Annotated in this window: 2 protein-coding genes; both read right to left on the bottom strand. The window is 39.3% G+C overall.

Features of this window, described 5'->3' with window-relative positions:
* Positions 1-804, bottom strand: an 804-nt coding sequence (locus CXF78_RS20445) for a nucleoside-specific channel-forming Tsx family protein (RefSeq protein ID WP_102037789.1), incomplete at its 3' end; no start/stop codon positions are given.
* Positions 805-1,166: 362 nt separating this feature from the next.
* Positions 1,167-2,387 carry a NupC/NupG family nucleoside CNT transporter gene (locus tag CXF78_RS20450; RefSeq protein WP_102037790.1) on the bottom strand — a complete coding sequence of 407 codons (1,221 nt, stop codon included), beginning with the start codon at positions 2,385-2,387 and terminating at the stop codon, positions 1,167-1,169.
* Position 2,388 lies beyond the last annotated feature (1 nt).

The following is a 2,388-nucleotide window of genomic DNA, read 5'->3' on the forward strand; positions in this document are numbered from 1 at the left end:
ACCAGTAGATTCTAGGCCAACCAATCCGCCTTCATCTTCAAGTAGGTATACGTCTTTGAAGCCTTTTAAGCCATAACCAAGCGCGTAACGATCTGAGTGCCAGTATAGACCAAAGAAGATGTTACCACCGCTTGAAGTCTTAGGAACGAACATGTTGTCGTCTTCATCAGCACCAAATTGGTAATCGATATAACCTTGGAATGATAAGAAGCTCTTGTTGTCGAAGAAGTAGAAAGGCTTGAACCAGTTAGCTGAGAACTGATATCCGTTCCACTCTTTAGCGTTCATGTCGTAGTAACCATAAAGGTTCATACCAGTTTTGCCTAACCAAGGTACGTTTACATCAGCACCAACACCCCAGAATGTAGAGTTAACGCCTTCGCCGTTAAGACCATCCCAGTTGAACAAGGTTGAGAAATATACTTCTTGGATTGGACCAAAAGATAAATCTTTACCAGTAATCGCATCGATAGAGAAACGTGGAGCAAATTTCATGAACAATTTACTAGTGCCTGAACCAGGATTTTTGTCACCATTGTCAGTAGATTCATTTGCTAAGTTGAACACATCAACATAACCATAAAGATCAACAACACCAGAACGACCACCAAACTCCATTTCTAAGTAGTTATGTTGATCACCAGAAGCTGGGTTATCTGGCTTTTCGCCAATAGAGTACATAGCATTAAACTGCAACCATTTGTAATCAGTAGCGTGAAGATCGGTACGATCTGCAGCGAAAGCATTACCAGAAATAGCAGCGACTGTTGCACCCGCTAAAGCTAACATTTTTACATTTTTCATCATCAACCCCATGTATATTATTTAACTATCTTCTTGGATAGCACTTCTTTTTAATCATTCGTATTTTACCGTTACTGATATAAATCTCAATATTTAATCGATAAAAAACGAATACAAAATTCTTTTTTGTGAACAATGTCGCGACTTTTTGTCCACACATCATTAACAATTTGACATTTCAATCTTGACTAGAGAATTTAATGCATCCTCTTTTGCAATCAATAAAACAGCATAACTTCGTATTGGGAAACGGTGGATTAACACAAAAATCAATAACAACTTTATTACAAAACTGGGTCTCTAATTATTATTAACGTAAAGACCCAGCTGTAGGAGGTATTCCCCCTGGAGTTACTCTTAACTTAGATAGCTAAGAATAAACCGGCTAATGTCGCGCTCATTAAGTTAGCTAATGAACCAGCGATAACAGCACGGATACCTAATTTTGCAAGGTCATGGCGACGTGCAGGAGCCATAGCACCTAAACCACCAAGTAAGATTGCAATAGAAGATAAGTTAGCGAATCCACACAAAGCAAAAGAGATAATTGCTTTAGTACGGTCAGACATCATTGCGCCTGTTTCAGCTACTACTTTGAAGCCTTCAGCAGATGCATCAAGTAGATACGGAGCGAAGTTTAAGTAAGCAACAAATTCGTTAACAACAATCTTTTGACCGATGAAAGAACCAGCAACAAGTGCTTCGTTCCAAGGTACACCGATTAAGAAAGCAAGAGGCATAAAGATATAACCAAGGATAAGTTCTAGAGTAATACCTTCTAAACCAAACCAACCTGTTACGCCACCGATGATACCGTTGATCATTGCAATTAAACCAACGAATGCGATCAACATAGCACCAACGTTCAATGCAAGATGCATACCTGATGCAGCACCTGAAGCAGCAGCATCTAACACGTTTGCTGGCTTATCTGGGTCATCTGGTAAATCTTCCATTTCGTTGATAGAAGCTTCTGTTTCAGGGTGCATCAGTTTAGCCATTAATAGACCACCTGGTGCTGCCATGAATGACGCTGCTACTAAGTATTGAATTGGAACACCCATTTGAGCGTAACCAGCTAATACAGAACCAGCGATTGATGCTAAGCCACCAACCATGATTGCGAATAACTCAGACTGAGTCATTGTCGCAATAAACGGACGCACAACTAATGGTGCTTCTGTTTGTCCAACGAAAATATTCGCTGTAGCTGACATAGATTCTGTACGACTAGTGCCTAATGCTTTTTGTAGTCCACCACCGATAATACGGATGATCCACTGCATAATGCCTAAATAGTAAAGCACTGCAATTAGAGAAGAGAAGAAAATAATGACAGGTAATACGTTAATGGCAAAAATAAAACCAACTTTAAAGTTAGCTAAATCACCAAATAAGAAGCTGGTACCTGCTTGTGCATAACTAATAACACTTGATACCGCATCAGAAACACCTTTCAGTATATCTTTACCGACTGGAACATATAAAACAAAACCAGCGAAGAATGCTTGAATTAATAAAGCACCACCGACAGTACGTACGTTAATTGCTTTTCTATTGTTTGATAGTGCAAAACCTATCAAT

Source organism: Shewanella sp. 11B5, from assembly GCF_002836795.1.
GTDB classification, from domain to species: Bacteria; Pseudomonadota; Gammaproteobacteria; order Enterobacterales; family Shewanellaceae; genus Shewanella; species Shewanella frigidimarina.